The sequence below is a fragment of the Wocania ichthyoenteri Th78 genome (assembly GCF_000789235.1).
GTDB lineage: Bacteria > Bacteroidota > Bacteroidia > Flavobacteriales > Flavobacteriaceae > Wocania_A > Wocania_A ichthyoenteri.
In genome coordinates this window covers 2,210,644-2,234,514 of the sequence record NZ_KN525716.1, presented here as the reverse complement: position 1 = coordinate 2,234,514, position 23,871 = coordinate 2,210,644, and the positions used below count along the sequence as shown (strand labels likewise).

Genomic DNA, 23,871 nt, shown 5'->3' with positions numbered 1-23,871 from the left:
GACTGCTACTGCTAAGTTTTACTTAGTGGTCATAATCTAATTAGAAATATTTTAGCAAAAAAGCCTTTACAGTTTGTGTAAAAGCTTTTTATATATGATTTTCTTACTCTTAATGCCACTAGTTGCAAACTAGCGGTAGCGGGGGAATCTAAATATTGAATACTAATATCTTTAGACTGCGATTGTTTTACTTTTAAAAACGATTTGTATGTAGATTTATTAAAAGGCGTTCTTAATATCGTGACTTTTATGGGCTTTTTATATGCTGGATAGGAAGCGTCATTAAATCCCTTTTGTAAAATAAATTCCTTTCCCGAGCCTATGCTTCCTAGCACTAATGGCTCGATTGTTTTTGTTTGCGATTCTGGGTGAATAGAAAGCGTTTTACAGCTCACAAACAATAAAATGAGTAGCTATTTTTATTCATTTTCATAGGATTCTGAAAAAATAAAAATACTTGTTTTTTAAAAATTTAGAGTAAGCTATTCTAAATATTTTTAAAAAGCTTACTAAAAGTAATATAAATGCTTAGTTAGGTTTGAAGCATTGTGCATAGTTTTGCTTGCATAAAAAAGTGTACGTTTTGCAATCTTCAGCAGGTTTACATATTTCTAATACGCATTGCAACTTAGTTGATGGTAATGTTGCAAAGCGAAAATCTTGGGACACCAATGTAAAACATTATTATCGTTTAGGGCTTGAAGATAATTTACCTGTATCATTAAAAGCGTTAATATCCAATACCAACAAATACCGTTGGAGGCATGAACCTGAAGCTAAATATACGGGCTGCGAAGTTGCTACTTTTGTAAATCAAGAAATAGAGTTCATTAAAAGAATCGGGCAAAGCTCTAAAACCCAAAAAACCATTGAGGCCTATTTTAAATTATGTGATACGCTTCATATTATCATTTCTAATATCAAGGGCTTAAAAACTACCATTAAAGAGCAAAAAGAATTGGTTGTTAATACTATTGAATCTGTAAAAGGTTATATTTCTATTGACAATGCGCTTCGAGTCTTTAATATATCAAGAACGACTTACCAAAACTATAAAGCCAGGGTTATTTATAAATGTGAAGCTTCTTATTACAAATGGTGCACAAAACGATTTCCGAATCAATTATTGGTTTCTGAAGTAACAACAATTAAACGTTACATGGCTCATAAAGATTATTTGTTTTGGTCTAAAGTATCAGTATATCTAAAAGCAGTTCACGATGACGCTTTATCATGTTCTTTATCTACTTTTTATAAATATTGCATGCTACTTGGTTTTAATACAAAACGTCTTAAAAAAAAGTATCTGAATTATAAACCTGTTAAAACCGAAAAACCAAATGAACTTTGGTGTGCCGATGTTACCATTTTTAAAACAGCAGATGGCTCTAAACATTACATTCATTTTTTAATGGATCATTTTTCTAAACTTATTTTAGGGTATCGCATAGAAAATCATAATTCTGGTAAGGCCATAGTAAGTTTATTAAGAGAAGCTACTTTAAAATACAAACCCAACGCTTTGCAATTACTTACTGATGGTGGTGCTGAAAACATAAATACTAATGTTTCTGGTTTTTTAAATGGTTTAGCTATTGAAGTGAAACACAATATTGCCCAAAAGGATGTGCTCTATTCCAACTCCACTATTGAAGCTTTGAACAAAGTGATTAAGTATCAATTCTTATTTCCTAAACAAATTTATTCTCGAACCCAGTTATTAAATATTCTTGAAGAATCGGTTACAACATACAACAAAATAAAACCGCAAAAGAGTTTAGGCGGCAACACCCCTTTTGAAACTTTTAATGGTGTACCAATTAATTTTAGCACATACATAATACATTTTAAGCAACAAAAAGCCATTAGGATATTACAAAACACAAAAAATGCTTGTAAACAATGTTTATAATTGTCTTAAAATAGGACTAAAACAACAAGAGGAACTAATTAAATAGTTACTCTTGTTAACTTTCTTTTTATTAAAATGCAATTAATTCTTTAAAAATTTCATCAATTACCTTTTTATTCTCTAAATTCCTTATAAGGAATGCCTTTTTATAAAATCGCTTTGGGAATTGCACTGCTATCTACAATGAAATAGTCTTCAAATTCATTAAAATGAGTAGCCAATTTTAAACGTATTGCATCAATATGATTTGCTAACTTTCTTCTTCTACGATTATAAACACTGCGGTTAATTTTTGATGAAATGATATCAGGAAGTTGTCTAAATAGGTTACTCTCACTATCTATACCCATATATTCTGATGTAAGGCTTAGGCTTACCAACTCCAAATCACTCAGTTTGGGTTGTCGTCTTTGATAAGCTAAAAGCTGCTCTTTTGATATTTTTCTTAATACTTCCAATATTCTTTCGTAATTTGCATTTAAGTTGTTCATAATTAATGTTTTATCGCTAAAACAAGTTACTGATTATCAGTAAGATGGACAACTTTTTTCTTTTAAATCATAATGCACAACGGGTTAGTAATAAACTTTAATAACTGTTAATTTGGACAGTGACCATAATTGTTAATCAAGTTATCATAAAATACTAACTGTTGTTGAGTAAACTTAAAATTACTAAACTTTAATGGTAATAAATTCTCAATATATTCATTGACATCATAAAGCAAATTCTCAGGATAATTTTCATTAAACTCATTCATAACTTTACAACCAGTAGCAGCAATAATTACAAATTCCTCATCTCTATTCCCATAAATAACAATATCTAGATTCTCATTGAACACTAATATTTCATTTGAGTTATACCTTAAAGCATCAGCAGGACTATCATGAGGCTCAGAAACTAACTTATTTAAAAAAGATTCAAAACTATCTTTAGCTGAAAAATCTATAACATTATATTCGCTAAAAAATTTAAAAAAATATTCTTCAGGATTAGGGTTTAATGTGTAAAACGTAAAATAATCAAGACCTAGTTGATAGACATAATTTGAATAAAATTTGTAAAAATGTTCAGTAAAAAGCTCATCAAACTCTATAAATTTGAAGAATTTGTAATCAGAAGTAAAAATATTATTCGGAAGTGATTCTCCGTTTAAAATATTATCAACAATAGTCTTTCTGTCTTTAAAAACCTCTTTACTTATAAAGATTGATGATTTATTCTTCATACCCTAATCTTATTTTAGCCTTTAATTTATCTCCTGAATAATAGTCCGCTGTTGCTCCTCCTGTTGATTGAGAATTAGTTCGTAAAGAGTATTTTATATCTCCATTTGTATAATTAATTACCTTTCCGTCTTTAGAAACAGCTTTTGTAAATCCATTCGCTTCCAAGTTCTTTCCAAAATCATTAAATTTAACATTTGTTCCAATATTCTTTACGCTACTTTTTCCACCAAGTAATTTAATATAAGTAGATGAAGGAAGCTTCCTTGAAACAGCAGCTTCTGCCGCAAATATAGTTATTCCAGCAGCTAGTCCTCCTTTTTCTGCATTTGACATTTCAGGAATGCTCTGTATTTGTTCAACTAAACCATCAATTGCGTTTGCTGTTTTATTTTCCCAACCCATTAGGTTGGAAAAACCTGTCGCATCAGCTGCTAGCTGAGCAGTTGACAGACCCATTTCATTAATTTTTTCTGAACCTCTATGCAAAGGTTTATTCATGAAATCTTGAAAACTTCCCCAAAACCTTGTATTAAATTTACTAACTTTTGAGTTCCAACCCTGTGAAAAAGTAGTGTTATCTGGAGCACTTCCATGGTTTCCTGTTCCATCTCCAATAGGGATAGGCAAATTACTAGACGGGTTTCCTACAGGTTCATGGTTAATTACATCAACGGATCCTGGTATAGCTGGAGATATTTCCCCTTCTAAACCTTCAATTTCTATTTTCCAAATAGGACTATTATGTGCAAATTGATAAGTAGAAATTGTAAAGAATTCTTCAGCTATTGGGTCTACTCCAAAGAATCTACCAATTGCAGCATCATAGTTTCTATATCTAAACGTTAGCCAATTTAAACCAAGCTCATTTTGTTCTTCTTGATTTAAATATCCATAAGGATGGTCAGCACCAACCACATTCCCATTATACCCTTTATGTTTGAGACCAAAGGGGTAGTAGTTGTTCTCCTCCACAATTTCAGAATTATTTGTAGGATCAACACGCACTATCTTAACGTCATCAAACCACACCTTGCCTGCATGGTCATTATCAATCCTAATATTTAATTTATCTATATTAGCGGGTACAGTAACTTTCTTTTCTATGTAAACCCATTGTCCCCTATTGTATGTGCTAACTGAACTGATTTCAGTATAATAACCTGTTTCTGTATCTTCATTCATGAATAAGAAAATATCAGCTTGATTTCCAGACACATCTTCAAGATATACCCAACCAGAATAAATATAATCTGTTGCCTGTGAATTATTTATTTGTATCCAATCATTACTGTGAGCTACGTTTTCCCAGTGTGAGTGTGTGTCTAACCTTGCAGAATAATTTCCGTTTAACTTAAATGAAGAATCAAACTCATCTACATCCCAACCCCATGTATGTCCCGTACCATCCCAACCAGAAGCGGACTCAAACCCATCGCTAAAAACGGTCACATAATTATATTCACCCGTGATGTCCCCACTCTTATCCATATCGTTATAGCTCAACCTCACATTCCCTAAATGATCTTTGTATTGATATACATAACTGAAATCTATTCTATTTTCCTGACAATTTCCAAATCTACAATCCTCAACATCAACATATCCTTCTGAGGTATTAAAAAATTTTAGAGCATAATATCCATTTGAACCTCCTTCGAGTTCATAAATATAGTTCCCTGCATAATTAGTAACCTTCAAGGAACCTCCAAATGGAGCGGGTCCATTATAATCAGCTGATGATTTTTGTAATTTGTTACCAAGAGCGTCATATGTATAGTGTATAATATAGCCAGTATTTCCAAAAGTAATTGATTTAGGTAAGTTAAGATGATTATATGTGATATTTGTAATCCCTTTATTCACATCAGAAGTTAAATTTCCATTTGCATCGTAAATATAATCATTTCCTACTATATCAATATCTTTAAACCCAAAATCGTCGTTCTTAAAATCCGTAACCTTTCTAAGCTTATTACTATTGGTTTCATAATAATAATATAAGTGATCCATATCTCCAAAATGACTAGTATTTGATTCATCTGGATTAGCCACAACATGTCCTTGTCTTCTTAAAAAAGTTATGTTTCCATTTTTATCATAAGTAATAGGCTCTGCAATACTCCCCAAGTCATACCTACCATTATTATCACTCAAACCAGTTTTTATTCTATTCAGTGCATCATAACTATAGGCATACCATTTTAAACTATTATCGGTATTGGCTGTTTTCCATTCGGTTTCAGAGATGTTACCATTAAATAGATTTGTTCCTCCATGGTTGTTTGTATTATAATTTAGTTTAAAACTAAACAAATCATTACCTAAAGTGGCTGGGTTGTTTATCTGTTTTAACCAACCTCTTACATTATAAGCATAATTAACCTCTTGAAGTCTTGTTGCGTTTGAAGATTTACCTCCTACGCCTTTGCTTATGAGCTGCCCTAAATCGTCATAAGTATTTTGTACAATAGTTTCTTCATCTAAATTGTTTATTTTTTGTTTTTGAGATATTAAACGCCCTGTATGGTCATATGTAAAAACATCTTCAGTTATTATAGGAGGGTTAGTGCCTTTAAGGTGTGTCGCTTTTACTTTTTTTGCTTTTCCTGTAAAATCCAACTCGGTCTCTACTATATCAGTCGTTGTCAAGTATTCATTTTCTGATCCTTCTAGGATAACACGTCCTTTGATGTCATAAAGCGTTATATTATATACCCATTTATACGTTCCGCTTGTTAAAACTCGTGCAACACTAGCAGTAGGCAATCCTTTAACACTTTGAGAAACGGTTTGTCCCAATACCGTTGTAGGTATAGTATATCCGTTAAGCGGAAAATTGTAATTATCGTAGTAATTAGTAGTAAGTGGCTCATGAGCTGTAGTTGCTATTGAAGGGTAAGTATTCATTGTATAAAACCCATTCTCTGGGGTTTCATATTGAGCTACTGTTGCATTAGCATTGTTTTGTGCTTGTACTCTATCTATTGCTAGTGTAGCTATACCCTTATATGCTACTCTACCAAAAGCATCATATTTAGTAAACACCCATTTGTTCTGAGCATCCAGATTAGCATCTTGAGTCATTATAGGTTGGTCTAACTTATTGTAAACAATATATTCCCAACCTTTTCCTGGGATTTTCTTTTCTACCAGTCTATTTCTGTAGTCGTATTTATATTGGTAACAAAGCTCAGAGAGTGCTGTAGCATCTGGTTTTGCTGTTTGAGGTTCAGATTTAGGTGGTAATACATAGCTTAAATTACCATAATCATTATATACATAATACGTATCGTGTGCCACACTATTGTTATAGGTTCGTTTTAGTATAACCCGCCCTTGTTTGTCTTTAAACTCTTCAGTAGTATGATTTTTAGTGCTTGTCCCATCATGGTTTTCGTCTTTAGTTACTGTTTTGTATAATGTGCCTGCGCCATAATATGTAGTTCCGCCTTGTAAGGTAGGTGTGTAGGTGCTATTTGCAAAAGCTAAACTAACCTCGTAAAACCGAACTTCGCTTGCTGTATTAGTTGCATACTCAAACTCAATTTCATGCCCATTACCTAGCTTCCAATCTTTTCCTGGTGCTGCTTGTTTTAATACTCTATTAAGCGGAGAGTCTTCAAACTCTTTTTGAGAATACGCATTAATATCATTAACCGATACACTTGGGAAATCGGCTTCGTATTTTATAGCATCATAATACGTATTTGTAGCACTTAAACCATTAGTTCTGTAACTACCAATATTTAAATTAGATGTGTATGGTAAGTAGTCTTTATTTTGTCTACCATAGGCATCATAATCAATGTGTGTAATAATGTCTTCGCTGTTGCCTCCTGCTCGAATGCCAATGTTCTGCATAGGTCTTCCCAATCCATCAAAATAGGTAACACTTTCAATTTTATCATTATTTGAAACGCTGCCTGTAGTGGTTGCTGTTCTATATGTGGTATTATGCACATAATTTTCTGTTGTTGTTTGTGCTATCATTATAGATGATATACACAAAGTTGCTAAGGTGAATAGTAGCTTTTTCATAATCATCTTTTTTAATTATTATTGTTTAGTAATGCATAATTATATTCGTTTTCGCTAAGTATATAACCCGTTTTATCCCGAACCCTTTCTAGCCTTCCAAATTCGTCATACTCATAGTACATCGTATAGCCTTTAGGGTCGGTGACACTGGTGACTCCTATTAATGGGTCGTAGGTGTAGGTGCTTACCATAGCGTTAGGAAATAGGCCTCTAAGATTGTTTAAAGCGGTTCTTAAATTGTCTTCTGTGGGTGTATCAATATCATTATTTGATGCTGTAACTGCACTGTTAATAGCGGTTTGTATATTTGTAGCTAAACCTGTAAATGTGGCATTTTCTATCTTTGCTATAGGATATTGTTCATTATAGCCCCATACATATATTATATGTGTGCCGTTTGATTTTGAAACTTCTTTTATATTACCGTTAGCGTAGTAATCAAGATATTCAATACGGTTTTCTAAAGGATTTGTATTGGCATTATAAGTCCCTTTTAAGAATTGGATGTCTTTTGGTTCAATTATACTTGTATGAGGTTCTGAAAAGTTAGTACGTTGTATCGTTTGAGATAATATGGTGGCACCATCCTTTACAACAGTTTCTATTTGAATAGGTGTTGCTATTTGATGTAAATTACCTTCTTTCATCTTGTAAGCTGCATTAAAAGCTGTTGTACTTAATGCACCTCCGCTAATAATACTATCATCTTGCAGTGTTGTAGCTGTTTTTATATCATCTGGGTAAATGGTTTTTGACACAATGGACTTACCATCACTGGTGGTCGAGTTGGATTGGTTTAGTTGATTGTGATTTATATAATCATAGTAGTACTTAGTCTCTGTTACTACAGGTATTGTATTGTAATATGATGTTGTTTTATTAGAATATAAATGTTGTGTACCACCTGACAGGTTATAAATCTTATAGTCGTTATGATTAGTGTCAGCTGGATTAGATTCATTAAGTTTAAAAATAATCAATGGAATATGAAATTGAAAATCATCCTTTTTGTAGTACATATTTGTTGCCTGTGGAGGTAATAATGGATTTGTTATGTAAAAATATCCAAGGTTATTTGCATATTTGTATATGTTTTCAACTTTATTCAAAAGTTCATATCCTCCTGTCGTTTTCTTATATACCTTTGAAGATAGCAGTTTACCTCTCATCCATTCATTGTCCATAGGAATAGTATAGGGAAATTCATAAAAATATCCTGTATCTGGTATAGCTGTAAAGCTATATTCATTTTTTCCTCCATCACCCATAGTACTACCATTAATATATTCAGTAACATGACTGTAGCCTGCATGGTTTCCTTGTTCATAAGAAAGAGGGCTTCCTGGTCGGGCTCCATAAGCATCTAAAACTGGTGCTCCATTAACTATATCTTTTATAAAATAATAGCTAGGTAAAGAAAAAAGTAATCCACTATGTTCATTTAAATTTGTTAAATATTCATATGATTTTTCTATTATACCATTTTCATTACTATTTAAAATAGTTTTCTTTATTCTATTACCTCCGCTATATATGGCCTCAGTCTCATCTAAAGATTCTTTCCATGATAGGTTAACTGCAAATCCATTTTCAAAGTCACTGGGATCGTCTACTCCTGACAATTGTTCAACAACAATTTTATAATTACCAGGTGGAGGTGCAATAATGTTATTATGGACTCCCATAAAAATCTGAACATAATAGCTAGCTCCTACACCTTGTATAGTTACTCTATATTTACAACTAGATAATGGTTGCGTTGTACTACAGGTTCCAAAATCACCCATAAACTGTACTACTGTTTTTAAATATCCAAATACATCATTCTCAATTGTGAATAGTGTTTCATATCGCTTATTGCCCACATAAAAAGGAAAATCTTTTATAATGCCTGCTGTTTTTGCTGTAGTTGGGTTAATCCCTTTAAAAAACAAATCTTTAAAATAGGTGGGTACTTTAGCTTTATTAGCTTCAAATTCAAATTCAGTTGTTCCACCTGTAGGAAGTACAACTTTATTTAAAAGCCCTTTTTGAGCCAAAATAGTATCTACCGTACGATCTATAATATTAGCTCCATAATTAAAGAATGTTAAAAACTCACCATTAGCTTTGCCGTTATAAAAGCCCCATATGTCTTGTGAATTAGAAAACCTATTTGGTAACTCTTGTTTATCAATATATTCAAAGCTATAATAAGGGTGAATAGAACCTAAAGTTCCTGTTTTTTCTATATTATCTAAGAATAATCGTTTTTTTGCCTTAGGGTCATAACTTAGTAAAAATGGGTTTATATTACTTGGGTTATTATCATAAGTGTAACTATAATTAAGTTTATATTTTATCGTAGAAGTTGCATTTAAATCTTTTACTATAATTTCTTTTAAGCTATAACCATAGTTTACATCTTGTCTCTCTACACTGTCTTTTATAAATTCAACGCTGCCTTTATTGAATGTAATTTCTTTTATTTTATATTCTTTTGATCGAATTCTTGAAAAATAAGATGAATAGCTTCCGTCTGTTTCTTTTTTATCATAAGAACGTTTATGATAAACTGTACTTTCTAATTCGTAATCAAATTCTACTTTATTACCCTTAGGGCTTATAATCGCAACTAATTGCCAGCTATTGTAATCAATCGAAGAAGAAGGGTTTCCAAAATCTTGTAATCCATTAGTAGTGTATGCATAGGAAGCCTCTGTATCGTCATAATTAGCAATAATGGTAGAAGTATTGTATTGACCAAAATAAAATTTAAATCCGCTTTCATTAGTAATTACCCAAGCCTTAATTCCAATATAATTTATTGGATTAGTATAGATAGGTTCAATCTTAAAGTCTGCATAATCTTGTAATAAAGGCAGCTTTGTTTTTTGGTCAAAAATAAACTTCCCTGAATATCCTAAAAAATTAAACATGAATTGATCAGGAACTAAATCAGCTTTATTATTGATATCATCATTATACACACTTGCTCTAATGGATTCATTGTTTTCAAAAGTGTCATAATAGTTTTGGGTTAAATAACCTTTACTGCTACTTGTGTTCTTGTCATCTAATTTACCTCTAGTTTGTCTTGAAATAATGCCACCATAATTTAAAGCCCAGCCTATTCCTACTCTTGGAGCTAATTCTTCAACTCGAATCCCTCTAGCATGATAAGAAAGGCTAACAGGTATTTTTAAGCCATCTAAATCAATTGTATAAAATGGAACACTAATATTTGGCAAGCCAGTATAATTAGATACAGGAACTTCTACAAATTTTGACAATGATGATGCTTCAGGACTGGGAGGAATAATATTTGGCAAATTTTGTGAAAACAAGCTTCTTGATATTAACAAAAGAATCGTAAGGGTTAAAAATCGTGTATTCATAAGAACATTATTTATGGTTTGTAATGTGCTTATAAAATTAGAAAGACGTTTTGGATTTGGAGTAAGCTAAAACCTTACTATTGGTAAGCAAAAAGATTATTAATAATAAGGTTAAAATCTAATTTAGCTTACTTAATGTAAGGTAAAGGCTTACTGATATTTCAAAAATATTTTGTATAAGAAATGACATGTTTTTAACTTGGTTTTATTCAAGATGCAAGATTTATAGTATTCACAATAACTATAAACTTAAAATTTACCTTTAACATAACATTATAGGCCAATTAAAGCTAGTTATATATTGGTTTTTTCTACCTTTGCGCATCTTTAAAACATAGTATGTTTAAACTATTTACAGCAAATTTTTGGGATCTAACTGCAAGGCTTATTTTACGCAATAAAATTGCTATTCTTGTTGTTATAATTGCTACTACTATACTTTTTAGCTTTCAGTGGAAAAATATGCGCTTTTCGCATACCGAAGCTAATTTATTACCAGACAACCATGAAGTTAATGTTGTTTATAATGATTTTTTAAAAACCTTTGGAGAAGAAGGGAATTTAATTATTCTTGGTGTTAAAGACTCTTCCTTTTTTACAGTTGAAAAATTAAATGCTTGGAATAAGCTTTCAGAAAATTTTAAGCAATCTGAAGGTGTAGAAACAGTTGTTTCTATTAAAGATTTACAAAAGCTTGTTAAAGATAATACTAATGAAAAATTCATTCTTGAACCTTTCATAAAAGACTCTGTTTCATCTTTAAAACAAATAGAAATACTTCAAGATGAGCTTTTTAACAAGTATCCGTTTTATGATAATTTCCTGTTTAATAAAGAAAGTAAAACGATTAGAACTGCAATCTACTTAAAAAAAGATATTGTTAACACTTCAGCAAGAAAGGATTTTGTTATTAATGTTTTAAACCCAACTATTGAAGCCTTTGAAACTACCAACAATTTAGATGTTAGAGTGTCTGGAATGCCTTATATTAGAACCCTTAACGCTCAACTTATAGTTGACGAAATTAGCAAGTTTATCGGTGCTGCGTTATTAGTAACATCGCTAATATTCTTTTTATTTTTCAGATCGTTTAGAGCCACTTTTATTTCACTTATTGTAGTTTGTATTGGTGTTATGTGGACTTTGGGTATTCTTGGTTTATTAAATTACGAAATCACAGTTTTAACAGCTTTAATTCCGCCTTTAATAATAGTTATTGGTATACCAAACTGCATCTTTTTAATTAACAAATACCAGCACGAAGTAAAACTGCATGGCAATAAAGTTAAATCGTTGCAACGTGTTATTACCAAAATTGGAAACGCTACGTTAATGACAAACGTTACTACAGCCTCTGGGTTTGCAACATTTATTTTAACAGAAAGCAAGCTTTTAAAAGAGTTCGGTATTGTGGCTTCCTTAAGCATTTTAGCCATTTTTATTTTGTGCTTACTTATAATCCCTATTATTTACACCTTTTTACCCTACCCAAAAGACCGTCATTTAGAGCACTTAAATAAGCGTTGGATTGGTGGTTTTGTAGACTGGATGGAACGCATGGTAAAGCAAAAACGTATTGCTATTTATGCGACATCGGTCGTTTTACTAATAGCTAGTATAATTGGCATTTATCAAATTAAAATTTCTGGTAGTTTAATTGAAGATATGCCACAAAACTCAGAGTTTGTAAACGATATTCGGTTTTTTGAAAATGAATTTAATGGTATTATGCCTTTAGAAATTATGGTTGACACCAAACGCAAAAAAGGTGTTATGAAACTATCTACTTTAAAGCGCATGAGCGAGCTAGAAGATTTAATTATTGAAACACCCGAATTATCAAAACCCATTTCGGTAGTTGGTCTTGTAAAATACTCAAAACAAGCTTACTATAATGGCAATCCAAAACATTATCAATTACCAACATCTCAAGAAAATAGTTTTATTTTATCGTATGCAAAAAATTCAACATCACATGTCGATTTGCTTAAAAACTTTGTAGATAGCACGGGGCAATATGCTCGTATTACAACCTTTATGAAAGATATTGGCACCGATAAAATGGAACGTATTGAAGAAAATCTTCAAAATAAAATAGATAAAGTTTTCCCTAAAGAAAGGTACAACGTAACCATGACTGGTAAAGCATTGGTGTTTCAAAAAGGCACAAAATATTTAGTAAAAAACTTAGCTATTTCATTATCATTAGCCATTTTTCTTATTTCATTATTTATGGCTTATATGTTTAGATCTGGAAGAATGATTATTGTATCACTCATACCAAATCTACTGCCACTATTAGTAACAGCAGGCTTAATGGGGTATTTGGGTGTACCCATAAAACCTTCAACCATATTAGTGTTTAGCATTGCTTTTGGAATATCGGTAGATGACACCATTCACTTTTTAGCAAAATACAGACAGGAGTTACTTGCAAATCATTGGAAAATTAAAAAATCTGTTTATGCCGCTTTACGCGAAACTGGTGTAAGTATGTTTTATACATCCATCGTTTTATTCTTTGGTTTTTCTGTGTTTACCATTTCAAGTTTTGGAGGAACTGTCGCTTTAGGCGCATTGGTTTCGGCGACTTTACTTTTCGCAATGCTTTCAAACCTCTTATTATTGCCATCGTTATTACTGTCTTTAGAACGCAGTATTGCTAACAAAGAAGTATTAAAAGAGCCTTCAATAAATATTATACCTGAAGGAGATGATGACGAAAACACTAATGAATAAGAGATAAAAAATTATCTTTGCACTTTAAAATTTAATACACATGCAATTACGTACCGTTTCAGAATTATTATCACAAGATATTACCTTGCCAGAAGTAGAAGTTAAAGGTTGGGTTAGAACGTTTAGAGCTAACCGTTTTATAGCTTTAAATGATGGTTCTACTTTAAATAATATACAATGTGTGGTAGACTTTGAAAACACATCTGAATCCATTTTAAAACGCATTACTACAGGCGCTGCACTTCATATAAAAGGTGAGTTAGTAGAAAGCCAAGGTAAGGGACAAAACGTTGAAATTAACGTAACCTCTATTGAAGTTTTAGGAGATTCTGATCCAGAAACTTTTCCAATTCAACCCAAAAAACACTCGTTTGAGTTTTTAAGAGAGAATGCGCATTTACGTACACGAACCAATACCTTTAGTGCCGTTATGCGATTACGCTCTTCACTATCGTTTGCTATTCATAAATATTTTAATGAAAACGGGTTTTACTATATGCACGCACCAATTCTTACTGGTAGTGATGCCGAAGGTGCTGGCGAAATGTTTCGAGTTACCAATTTAGATGCTAAAAACCCGCCATTAAATGATGAAGGTGAAGTTGACTATAAAGAAGATTTCTTCGGAAAAGAAACCAACTTAACGGTTTCTGGACAATTAGAAGCAGAAACTTATGCCATGTCTTTAGGCAAAGTATATACCTTTGGGCCAACATTTCGGGCTGAAAACTCAAATACATCACGCCATTTAGCTGAATTCTGGATGATTGAACCAGAGGTAGCTTTTATGGATTTAGCAGGTAATATGGATTTAGCCGAAGATTTCATGAAATCTGTAATAAGCTATGTTTTAGAAAATAATCGTGAAGATTTAGAATTTTTAGACAAACGTTTATTTGACGAAGAAAAAACAAAACCACAAGCCGAACGTAGTGACATGACTTTAATAGAAAAATTAAAATTTGTTACCGAAAATAATTTTAAACGTGTAAGCTACACCGAAGCCATTGATATTTTACGAAACAGTAAACCAAATAAGAAAAAGAAATTTAAATATATCATTAACGAATGGGGTGCAGATTTACAAAGTGAACATGAGCGTTTTCTAGTAGAAAAGCATTTTAAATGCCCTGTAATTTTGTTTGATTACCCAGCAAATATAAAAGCCTTTTACATGCGCTTAAATGAAGATGGGAAAACCGTGCGTGCTATGGATATTCTATTCCCGGGCATTGGAGAAATTGTTGGTGGCGCTCAGCGTGAAGAGCGTTTAGACATTTTAAAAGAAAAAATGAAAGCCCTTAATATTGATGAAGAAGAATTATGGTGGTACCTCGATTTAAGAAAATATGGTACAGCAGTACATTCTGGTTTTGGCTTAGGCTTCGAGCGTTTAGTTATGTTCGCCACAGGAATGAGTAATATTAGAGACGTCATTCCGTTTCCAAGAACACCACAAAATGCAGAATTTTAATAAATCAATTTAAAAAGAATTGTTAGTTGGTAACTAAGAGATAAAAGTTTTTTTTACTTTTATCTTAAACCAAATCGTAATATGCTTAAACAATATTTACAATTCAAATTATCGCAAAAGTTGTCGCCGCAACAAATTCAATTAATGAAATTGATACAGTTGCCTACACAAGCTTTCGAGCAACGCTTAAAGCAAGAACTTGAAGAAAACCCTGCGCTTGAAGGTGGTAAAGAAGAACATGACAGCGATTACGATTCTGATTTAGATAATTCTACAGACGATTTTAATGATAATGAAACTATAAATACCGAAGATATAAATGTTGATGAGTATTTAAGTGATGATGAAATTCCAGATTACCGTACACAAGTAAATAATTACAGTAGCGATGATGAAGAAAAAACAATGCCGTATGCTGCAGGAACATCATTCACACAGCATTTAATTAATCAATTAAACACGTATAGACTATCTGACGAAGAACGTGACATTGCAGAGTTTTTAGTAGGAAGTGTAGACGAAAGTGGTTATATACGGCGTTCGCTATCAGATATTACAGACGATTTAGCATTTACGCAAAACGTATACACCGATGAAGAAAAAGTAGCATCCGTTTTGCGTATTGTGCATCAATTAGACCCAGCAGGCGTAGGTGCCAGAAGTTTGCAAGAGTGTTTAAGTATTCAGTTGCATCGAAAAGAAAAAACACCAGATTGTGAATTAGCGATAAATATAATTGATAATGCCTTTGATCAGTTTACTAAAAAGCATTATCAAAAGTTAATTCAAAAATTTGATATTTCTGAAGCTCAATTAAAAGATGCAATTTCAGAAATTGAACATTTAAACCCAAAACCAGGTGGCTCTTATGCTGGAAACAATAGAATTGTTGAGCATGTAGTTCCTGATTTTGCTATTAAAATTGTTGATGGGGAATTAGAATTAACACTTAATGGCAGAAATGCTCCAGAACTTCATGTATCCAGAGAGTATAACAATATGCTTAAAGGTTATAAAGACAGTAAAGAAAAATCGAGTTCTCAAAAAGATGCTGTTATTTTTATTAAGCAAAAACTAGATGCTGCAAAATGGTTTATTGAGGCTATTAAACAACGCCAACAAACATTATTTGTAACGATGAGTGCTATAATGCATTATCAAAGCGAATATTTTTTAACTGGTGATGAGCGTAACTTAAAACCGATGATTTTAAAAGATATAGCAGATGAAATTTCTATGGATGTATCTACAGTGTCAAGAGTAGCTAATAGTAAATATGTTGATACACCTTATGGTACTAAATTGATAAAAGAGTTCTTTTCTGAATCGATGAAGAACGATCAAGGTGAAGATGTTTCAACAAGAGAAATAAAGAAAATTTTAGAAACTGTTATTGAAGAAGAAGACAAACGTAAACCATTAACAGACGAAGCTTTAGCTTCAATCTTAAAAGAAAAAGGCTACCCTATAGCACGACGGACTGTTGCAAAATATAGAGAACAATTAGATATTCCAGTAGCACGATTACGTAAAAAAATATGATAGATCGTATTTTAAAAAGTATCTCGTTTATTTTCCATCCTTTATTAATGCCTTTGTTTGGTGTTGCGTTTTACTTTGCAAAATCGCCTAGATTTATTCCTAATGAAGTTATTCAAGCTAAATTAATTTCACTCTTTATTTTAACCGTTATTTTACCCATATTATTATTCTTTTTATTAAAAACTTTGGGCAAAGTAAAATCTATTTATTTAGAAAGTACAAGAGAGCGTATTTTTCCGCTTTTACTCAATTGTATCGTTATTATTTTAGTATTACAGCGTATAATTACTCCAAGTCAAGTTATTGAGCTATACTTCTTTTTTGTAGGTATATTAATTTCAACATTAGCTTGTTTAATTTTAGCAATTTTTAAATTCAAATCAAGTATACATATGATTTCTGTATCTGGGGTGTTTATGTTTTTTATAGCTTTAAGTATTCATTTTAACATAAATATAAATGGCACATTAGCTTTAATGTCAATCATTACTGGAGCAGTTGCAACTTCAAGATTACACTTAAATGCTCACACTTATAAAGAATTAATTATTGGTTTTTTTGTAGGTATGTTTCCGCAATTAATTTTAGTGAACTATTGGCTCTAAATACTTCTTTTACTGTAGAGTAATGAAAAAATTATTTATAAGATATAAAACATCAAACCTACTTTAATAACGTTCATCTCTATTTTATCGCCGTTTAGTTTAGCGTCATTAGAAAATATAGAGCTTAAAGCATAATACAAATGAAGATTCCAAGTGTTATAACCAACACTTAGAGTTAATCCATATTGAAAATTATTAAATTCGTTAACATTGTTATATTTTAAAGCCCCCAAATCTCCAACATGTTTAGTTGTATTTGTAAATACATATCCAAGCTTAAAACCTGTATAAATACGCCAAAAAGCGTAATCGGTTGCGGTAGATGTTCGCCATCTAAATTCAATGGGCAACTCAACCAAATGCATCGAAAACTTGTTTTTAGAATACGTATCGCTATCACTTAAAATACTATATTCAAAATTCCCAAAACTATCTTTATTAACGAGTAGATTTTGATTAAAAGAATTTGCAGAATATCCAACACCTATACCAATGGCTAAATTTCGTCTTTTGTTAATTGGTATGTCTTTAATAAACCCTAAATGAAAGCCTGTTGAAAATCCACTTTGCGATAGGTTACTTGGTATATTTCCTAATAAATTATAGGTAATGCCTACATAAAATTGATCTTCTTTATAAAGAGAATCTCCAGCTTTACTTTGAGTCTCTTGAGAAAACCCCAAATAAGAGCCAAATATAAAAAGTAAAATAAAAAAGAAATTTTTCATTTATCCAAATGCCTGTTTTATAGTAACTATACAAGTATAATTAAAATTGTACTCACAATAAAAAATAAAAGCGCTTTGAATTAACAAAACGCTTTTATAGTATAAAATTAAGATTGTTTTATTTTATGTTGCTTAACGCATCTCCAATACCAGTAGTATAGTTAATCTTTAATGCATTTACTTTACGTAATTCTTGTTTTACATCTCCAACAATTCCCATGTTAGCTTCTTTATCAACTTTTAAAGATACTGTTAAAAACGGTATTAACTCTTCTCTTAAAGCTAGCCTTTCAGCTTCAATAAATCTTCCAACTTCAGAAACATCAGCAAATTTATCATTAAGCTGAATTCTTGCAACAGTACCAAATTTTTTATAGTTTTCACTTGGCTTACCCATGTAAATATAACTAACTGGATATTTTTTATCAAGCTTTTCAACTTGATCTGCAAGTGGTAATTGGTTTTGTATAAAGAGTGTATCTTCTCTCATTACGGTAGCAACCATAAAAAAGAATAATAACATGAATACAATATCTGGTAATGATGCTGTGTTAACAGGAGGTAATCCTCCATCTTTTTTCTTTTTAAATTTAGACATAATCTTTAATCTTCTTTAATTCTAAATTATTCTACAACTTCCGAAAGTTTTTGAGGTATTTCTAACTTAATTTGATCGATAACCTCTTTTAACTTTTCTTTATTACCAGTCCACCTAACGTCCTTTTGGTTGTTTTGCATTTTAATAAAATCCATATCATTAAATCCTTTTTGAGGACCTAATTCAAGAGCTCTTCTATTTCTTAATACATTATAAGCTGCAACCAATTCGTTTTGTACGGCTATATAAGCTGCATAAGATGTTTCACGATCATTCTTTAAAGATATAATAGCCTTATCTGGGTGATCAGATGAATTTGGATCTTTCTTCCCTTGACAATAATCACATGTATTGCCATTATTATCAGTTCCTCCTCCGTTATCTAAAAATTCAACAGCTGCTTTTCGTAAATCTTTAATTTGCATGGGTTCATCTTCAACCAATAACTGATCGTTTTTGTTCAATAAAACAGTGAAAATATTTTTCTGCTTTATAATTGGCGGTTCTACTTCACTATCATCAATAGGAGGTAGTTTACGGTTAATACCAGAATCCTTTTCAATAGTTGTAGTAACTAAGAAAAAAATTAATAGTAAGAAAGCAATGTCGGCCATTGAGCCTGCATTAACTTCTGGTGCTGCTCGTTTTGCCATATTACTTTATCATTTTTTTAATTCCGAAAAACAACATTGATGCCCCTGCAATAGCTAACAGGAAATAGAATAAATATAATCCTGCTCCTAATAATTTTGAGCCTCCAGCAGATAACATATCGCCATCTTTTAATGGTGTTTCTACACCTTTAGCAAAACCGAAATAGCAAATAGCTGCTAACAAAGCAAATATTCCAAGACCTTTTAAGGTGCTCTTCATGGTTTCAGAATCACTAAAAATATTTTTTAAACTAAATATAACAACAAATGCTAAAGTTAAAATCAAAACTAAGTAACCTATGTACATAAACGTATTTACGGTACCACTAGATTCACCTAGCTTAATAGCTTCGTCGCCTGTTGATATTATCATTGCTAGAAATACAATAGAAAGTACTCCTACTATACCTAACAATATGGTTAATACTTTTTTCATAATACTTACAATTTTAAATTATTACTTTTTTTGTCTTATTAGCATATCCATTAACGTAATAGAAGCATCTTCCATATCGTTAACAATGCTATCAATTTTTGCAATAATATAATTGTAAAAAATTTGAAGTATAATTGCCACAACTAAACCAAATACCGTTGTTAAAAGTGCTACTTTAATACCACCGGCTACTAATGAAGGATTCATATCTCCAGCAGCTTCAATTTTATCGAAGGCTTGAATCATACCAATTACCGTACCCATGAAACCAAGCATTGGAGCTAGTGCAATAAATAAAGAAATCCAAGAAACGTTTTTCTCTAACTGTCCCATTTGAACACCACCGTAAGCCACAACAGCTTTTTCAGCAGCTTCAATACCTTCGTCTGTTCTATCTAATCCTTGATAGAATATAGAAGCAATAGGTCCTTTTGTATTTCTACAAACTTCTTTTGCTGCTTCAACTCCACCAGATGCTAATGCATCCTCAACATTTTGAGTTAATTTTTTTGTGTTTGTTGTAGAAAGGTTTAAAAAGATAATTCTCTCGATAGCAATTGCTAAACCTAAAATTAAACATAATAATACAATACCCATAAATCCTGGACCTCCTTCAACGAACCTCTTTTTTAGTTCTTGATGAAATCCAAGTTCTTCAGCAGGTGCTGCATCTTGCTCTTGTGTCATACTTGCTACAGTAGTTGCTGTTGCTGTAGTTGCGTTTGCATTTGTAGTTGCATTAACAGTTCCGAAAGCCATCATTCCTGTAATGGCTAGGATAGAAAATAATCTTTTCATGTTCTCGATCTTAATTTTATTAGTTAAAGTGTTAAAGATATAAAAAATAAAGTAATTAAAAACAAAAAATAACAGCAGAGAGGAAGGGATTCGAACCCTCGATACGCTATTAACGCATACACGCTTTCCAAGCGTGCGCCTTAAGCCACTCGGCCACCTCTCTGTATTTTACAATACTTTTAATTACGGTGGCTCAAATAACAAAAAAAAAATAAGCTGTTAAAATTTTAACAGTTAATTTTAAGATATTTCTCCTCTCAAGTCTGTTTCGTAGCTGATTTTAAAGGCTTTACCTGAAATATTTTCACCTAACAAATACATCAATTTAGGTATTGCTGCCTCAGTTGTGATGTCTTTTCCTGAGATAACACCTATTTTTTTTAACTGATTACTGGTTTCGTAATGCCCCATGATAACACTTCCGCCAGAACATTGTGTTACATTAATAATATGTATCCCTTTTTTAATAGCTGTTTTAAGCAAATTTATAAACCAAGTTTCAGTTGTACAATTACCTGCTCCGTAGGTTTCTAAAATAACACCTTTTAAATTAGGCGTATTAAAAACACTTTGCAATACAGTTTCTGAAATTCCTGGGAACAACTTTATGAGTGCTATATTTTTATCTAAATTTTTATGAACTACTAACTTTTTCTTCAAATTAGGTTTAAATAAATACTCCTTATTCACTTTTAAATGCACTCCAGATTCTGCTAAATCTGGATAATTTAAAGAAGCAAAAGCTTCAAAATGTTCTGCATTAATTTTTGTGGTTCTATTGGCACGATACAATTTATATTCAAAATACAAACAGACTTCTTTAATAGCTGGTTTTTTTCGATATTGCAACGATGCTACTTGAACAGCTGTTATTAAATTTTCTTTGGCATCTGTCCGTAAATCCCCAATGGGAAGTTGAGACCCCGTAAACACCACCGGCTTTGCTAAATTTTCTAACATAAAACTTAATGCTGATGCGGTATAACTCATGGTATCGCTTCCGTGCAACACCACAAATCCATCATTGTTCCCATAATTTTTTTCAATTAATTCTGCAATTTGAATCCAATATTTAGGATTCATATTACTAGAATCTATAGGTTCTTTAAACGACACGGTATCTATATTACAATCTAACAGATTTAATTCTGGAATACGTTTTAAAAGATTTTTAAAGTCGAAAGCTCGAAGTGCACCTGTTTTAAAATCTTTCACCATACCTATGGTACCGCCTGTATATATAAGTAATATGTTAGGTTTAGTGTTTCCCATAGTTTTTAAATTTTAAAAATAGCTTTTGAATTTTCGGTTGTAATTTTTGCTATGTCTTCTTCACTCCTATTATATATATAGGATAATTTTTCTAACACTTTAATTATATAACCGCTTTCATTTCGTTTGCCTCTAAATGGCACTGGTGCTAAATAGGGTGAATCAGTTTCCAATACAATGTGGCTTAAATCGATTTGATTTAAAAATTGATCTATTTTCCCATTCTTAAAAGTAGCTACTCCACCAATACCTAATTTCATGTTATAAGATATAGCTTGATGTGCTTGTTCTAATGTTCCAGTAAAACAATGAAAAACTCCGAATAAATCATCGCTCTTCTCTTCTTCAAGTACTTCAAATATTTCATTAAAAGCGTCGCGACAATGAATAACAATTGGTAATTTATATTGTTTTGCAAGTTTAATTTGGTGTTTAAAAGCTTTCTTTTGAATTTCTAAAGTCGTTTTATCCCAATACAAATCAATACCTATTTCACCAATAGCATAAAATGATTTTCTTGTAAGTAACTCTTCAACATGGTTTAACTCGTCTTTATAATCATCTTTTACATGTGTAGGGTGCAATCCCGTCATTAAAAACACATAATCTGGATAATCTTTTTCAAGTTGAAACATAGATTCTGTATACGTAGAATCTATGGCCGGTATAAAAAAACGGGTAACCCCTTGTTTTATAGCGCGAGTAATTATATCATCTCTATCTTCATCAAAAGCCTCACTATATAAATGGGTATGTGTATCTGTAATTATCAAACTTTAAGGTTTTTAAAATGAATGTCCATACTATTTTGTAAAAATAATTGTTTTATAGGACTATCTTTGTTTAAAACTAAATTAGATGCAAACTCATCAACAATTTCTACTAGATAAAGGCTATACAAAAGTAAAATTGAAGCTAACTAAAACAAATCATTTTGAGGTTAAAGCAACTATAAACGATGTGAAAGGGCTTTTTATTTTAGACACAGGAGCTTCTAGTTCTTGCTTAGGTTTTGAGGCTGTTGAAAATTTTAATCTACTAGCCGAAGACTCTTTAGTTAAAGCTGCAGGTGCTGGTGCCACAGATATGGATACTAAAATGGCTAAAAAGAATAAGGTAAAAATAGGTAAATGGAAACATAATAAAATTGTTTTAGTTTTATTTAACCTTTCTCATGTAAACGATGCGCTCGTTAAACATAACTCAAAACCTGTTGATGGCATTATTGGCGCAGATATTTTAAAAAAGGCAAAAGCAATAATTGATTACGAAAAGAAATATTTATATCTAAAAATATAACAATACACAATTATAATTATTACATTTATACTGTAATTACATAGCAAAATAATCCCTAATAATTAATGAACAATAGCATTGTAATTGCGGACGACCATCCGCTTATGTTAAGAGGCTTATCCGATTTTTTAACCTCAAAAGGTTTTAATATTGTTGGTAGTGCCCAAGATGGTAATACTGCCTATAATCTTATAGTAAAATTAAAACCAGAAATTGCTATTTTAGATATAAGGATGCCTCATAAAACGGGATTAGAAATTGCTGAAGCTTGTAAAAAAAACAATCTCACCACTAAAGTAATATTAATAACCTTTGATAAAGAAGAAGCCATTTATGATAAAGCTATTGAATTTGGCGTTTACGGCTATATTTTAAAAGAATTTGCTGTTGAAGAAATTGAAATTTGCATTGCCCATGTTGTAAATAACAAATCTTATTTTAGTGAAGAAATTGCATCTTATTTAAACCATAATAATTTAGAACAAAAGCCTAAAGGTTTAGAGTTACTAAGTAAATCTGAACTTAAAATAGTTAAGCTTATTTCTGAAAACAAAACAAGTAACGATATTGCTGAAGAACTTACAATATCTATAAGAACTGTAGATAAACACAGAAGTAATATTGTTTCAAAATTAGGATTAGACAATAAACCTACTTCACTTTCAATTTGGGCAAATTTAAACAAAGGGTTTTTATAAAAATACGTAGAAGTACGTATTTTTTTTATCAACTCTATAACATACCTTTACAGTGCTATTAATTAGTTCTTAGGGAGAATTATTGAAGGCTCTAAATTGTAATGATTTAGAGCTTTCTTTGTTTATAAAACAATCTTTATGTAAAAATACGTAGAAGTACGTATTTTTTAAATCAACTCTATACTATACTTTTACAGTGCTATTAATTAATTCTTATTAGGGAGAATTTTATGAGGGCTCTGTGTTTTTAAATGCAGAGTCTTCAATTAAGGATTAATATAACCTCAAACCTACTTTTATATATACAAAAATGGAAAAAAACAACAGTCTTGACAAATACTTTGCAGTAGGATTAATTATTTTAGTTCTTATCATTATTTCAATTAATATACTTGTTGCTTTTTTTTAGTTTGTCTTTAGAAAAGTTATTATTGAAAAAAAAGGAGCTACCAATATTGGTAGCTCCTTTT

18 protein-coding genes, 1 tRNA gene and 1 pseudogene are annotated in these 23,871 nt (G+C 31.3%); 7 read left to right on the top strand and 13 right to left on the bottom strand.

The window, feature by feature from the left end:
- Positions 1–29: 29 nt before the first annotated feature.
- A complete protein-coding gene (locus RG22_RS09770) occupies positions 30–395 on the bottom strand; it encodes a hypothetical protein (protein WP_034042836.1) in 366 nt (121 codons plus the stop codon).
- A gap of 188 nt (positions 396–583) precedes the next feature.
- Between RG22_RS09770 and RG22_RS09765 the strand changes: the two genes are divergently transcribed.
- Positions 584–1,912, top strand: a complete 1,329-nt coding sequence (locus RG22_RS09765) for a DDE-type integrase/transposase/recombinase (protein WP_156113372.1) — start codon at positions 584–586, stop codon at positions 1,910–1,912.
- 173 nt (positions 1,913–2,085) lie between these two features.
- On the opposite strand, the pseudogene RG22_RS09760 reads toward RG22_RS09765, so the two are convergent.
- The 4 genes and pseudogenes from RG22_RS09760 to RG22_RS09745 form a co-directional block, all read right to left on the bottom strand.
- Positions 2,086–2,403: pseudogene (locus RG22_RS09760) on the bottom strand (IS982 family transposase); the annotation flags it as partial.
- 107 nt (positions 2,404–2,510) lie between these two features.
- Positions 2,511–3,143, bottom strand: a complete 633-nt coding sequence (locus RG22_RS09755) for a hypothetical protein (RefSeq protein ID WP_034042834.1) — start codon at positions 3,141–3,143, stop codon at positions 2,511–2,513.
- Positions 3,133–7,182 carry a DUF6443 domain-containing protein gene (locus tag RG22_RS09750; RefSeq protein WP_162183645.1) on the bottom strand — a complete coding sequence of 1,350 codons (4,050 nt, stop codon included), beginning with the start codon at positions 7,180–7,182 and terminating at the stop codon, positions 3,133–3,135. The genes RG22_RS09755 and RG22_RS09750 overlap by 11 nt, the downstream gene beginning before the upstream one ends.
- A gap of 11 nt (positions 7,183–7,193) precedes the next feature.
- Positions 7,194–10,559 (bottom strand): RHS repeat domain-containing protein, encoded by a 3,366-nt coding sequence (locus RG22_RS09745; protein WP_156113371.1) that lies wholly within the window; start codon positions 10,557–10,559, stop codon positions 7,194–7,196.
- 339 nt (positions 10,560–10,898) lie between these two features.
- Between RG22_RS09745 and RG22_RS09740 the strand changes: the two genes are divergently transcribed.
- The 4 genes from RG22_RS09740 (at position 10,899) to RG22_RS09725 (ending at position 16,919) form a co-directional block, all read left to right on the top strand.
- Positions 10,899–13,298, top strand: a complete 2,400-nt coding sequence (locus RG22_RS09740) for an efflux RND transporter permease subunit (protein ID WP_034042829.1) — start codon at positions 10,899–10,901, stop codon at positions 13,296–13,298.
- A gap of 40 nt (positions 13,299–13,338) precedes the next feature.
- Positions 13,339–14,772: an asparagine--tRNA ligase gene (asnS, locus tag RG22_RS09735; RefSeq protein ID WP_034042828.1), complete on the top strand. Its 1,434-nt coding sequence runs from the start codon at positions 13,339–13,341 to the stop codon at positions 14,770–14,772.
- A gap of 81 nt (positions 14,773–14,853) precedes the next feature.
- Entirely contained in the window at positions 14,854–16,314 is a 1,461-nt protein-coding gene (gene rpoN, locus RG22_RS09730) for an RNA polymerase factor sigma-54 (protein ID WP_034042827.1), read from the top strand.
- Positions 16,311–16,919 (top strand): hypothetical protein, encoded by a 609-nt coding sequence (locus RG22_RS09725; RefSeq protein ID WP_034042824.1) that lies wholly within the window; start codon positions 16,311–16,313, stop codon positions 16,917–16,919. The genes rpoN and RG22_RS09725 overlap by 4 nt, the downstream gene beginning before the upstream one ends.
- A 35-nt stretch (positions 16,920–16,954) precedes the next feature.
- Here RG22_RS09725 and RG22_RS09720 read toward each other — a convergent pair whose 3' ends face one another.
- The 8 genes from RG22_RS09720 to RG22_RS09685 form a co-directional block, all read right to left on the bottom strand.
- Complete coding sequence (locus RG22_RS09720; RefSeq protein WP_034042822.1) at positions 16,955–17,647, bottom strand: porin family protein; 693 nt, start codon at positions 17,645–17,647, stop codon at positions 16,955–16,957.
- Between the two features lie 118 nt (positions 17,648–17,765).
- Complete coding sequence (locus RG22_RS09715; protein WP_034042820.1) at positions 17,766–18,245, bottom strand: ExbD/TolR family protein; 480 nt, start codon at positions 18,243–18,245, stop codon at positions 17,766–17,768.
- Between the two features lie 26 nt (positions 18,246–18,271).
- Positions 18,272–18,898 (bottom strand): ExbD/TolR family protein, encoded by a 627-nt coding sequence (locus RG22_RS09710; RefSeq protein ID WP_034042819.1) that lies wholly within the window; start codon positions 18,896–18,898, stop codon positions 18,272–18,274.
- Position 18,899: 1 nt separating this feature from the next.
- Positions 18,900–19,334, bottom strand: coding sequence for a hypothetical protein (locus tag RG22_RS09705; RefSeq protein ID WP_034042818.1), 435 nt, complete (start codon positions 19,332–19,334; stop codon positions 18,900–18,902).
- A 21-nt stretch (positions 19,335–19,355) separates the two neighbouring features.
- Positions 19,356–20,132, bottom strand: coding sequence for a MotA/TolQ/ExbB proton channel family protein (locus RG22_RS09700; RefSeq protein WP_034042815.1), 777 nt, complete (start codon positions 20,130–20,132; stop codon positions 19,356–19,358).
- Positions 20,133–20,207: 75 nt separating this feature from the next.
- Positions 20,208–20,295, bottom strand: a tRNA-Ser gene (locus tag RG22_RS09695).
- A gap of 77 nt (positions 20,296–20,372) precedes the next feature.
- Positions 20,373–21,404, bottom strand: a complete 1,032-nt coding sequence (locus RG22_RS09690) for an asparaginase (RefSeq protein ID WP_034042814.1) — start codon at positions 21,402–21,404, stop codon at positions 20,373–20,375.
- A gap of 5 nt (positions 21,405–21,409) precedes the next feature.
- Positions 21,410–22,177, bottom strand: a complete 768-nt coding sequence (locus RG22_RS09685; protein WP_034042811.1) for a TatD family hydrolase — start codon at positions 22,175–22,177, stop codon at positions 21,410–21,412.
- An 85-nt stretch (positions 22,178–22,262) separates the two neighbouring features.
- On the opposite strand from RG22_RS09685, the gene RG22_RS09680 reads away from it, so the two are divergent.
- Complete coding sequence (locus RG22_RS09680) at positions 22,263–22,703, top strand: retropepsin-like aspartic protease (protein WP_034042810.1); 441 nt, start codon at positions 22,263–22,265, stop codon at positions 22,701–22,703.
- A gap of 65 nt (positions 22,704–22,768) precedes the next feature.
- Positions 22,769–23,401: a response regulator gene (locus tag RG22_RS09675; RefSeq protein ID WP_034042806.1), complete on the top strand. Its 633-nt coding sequence runs from the start codon at positions 22,769–22,771 to the stop codon at positions 23,399–23,401.
- The last annotated feature ends 470 nt before the right edge of the window (positions 23,402–23,871 follow it).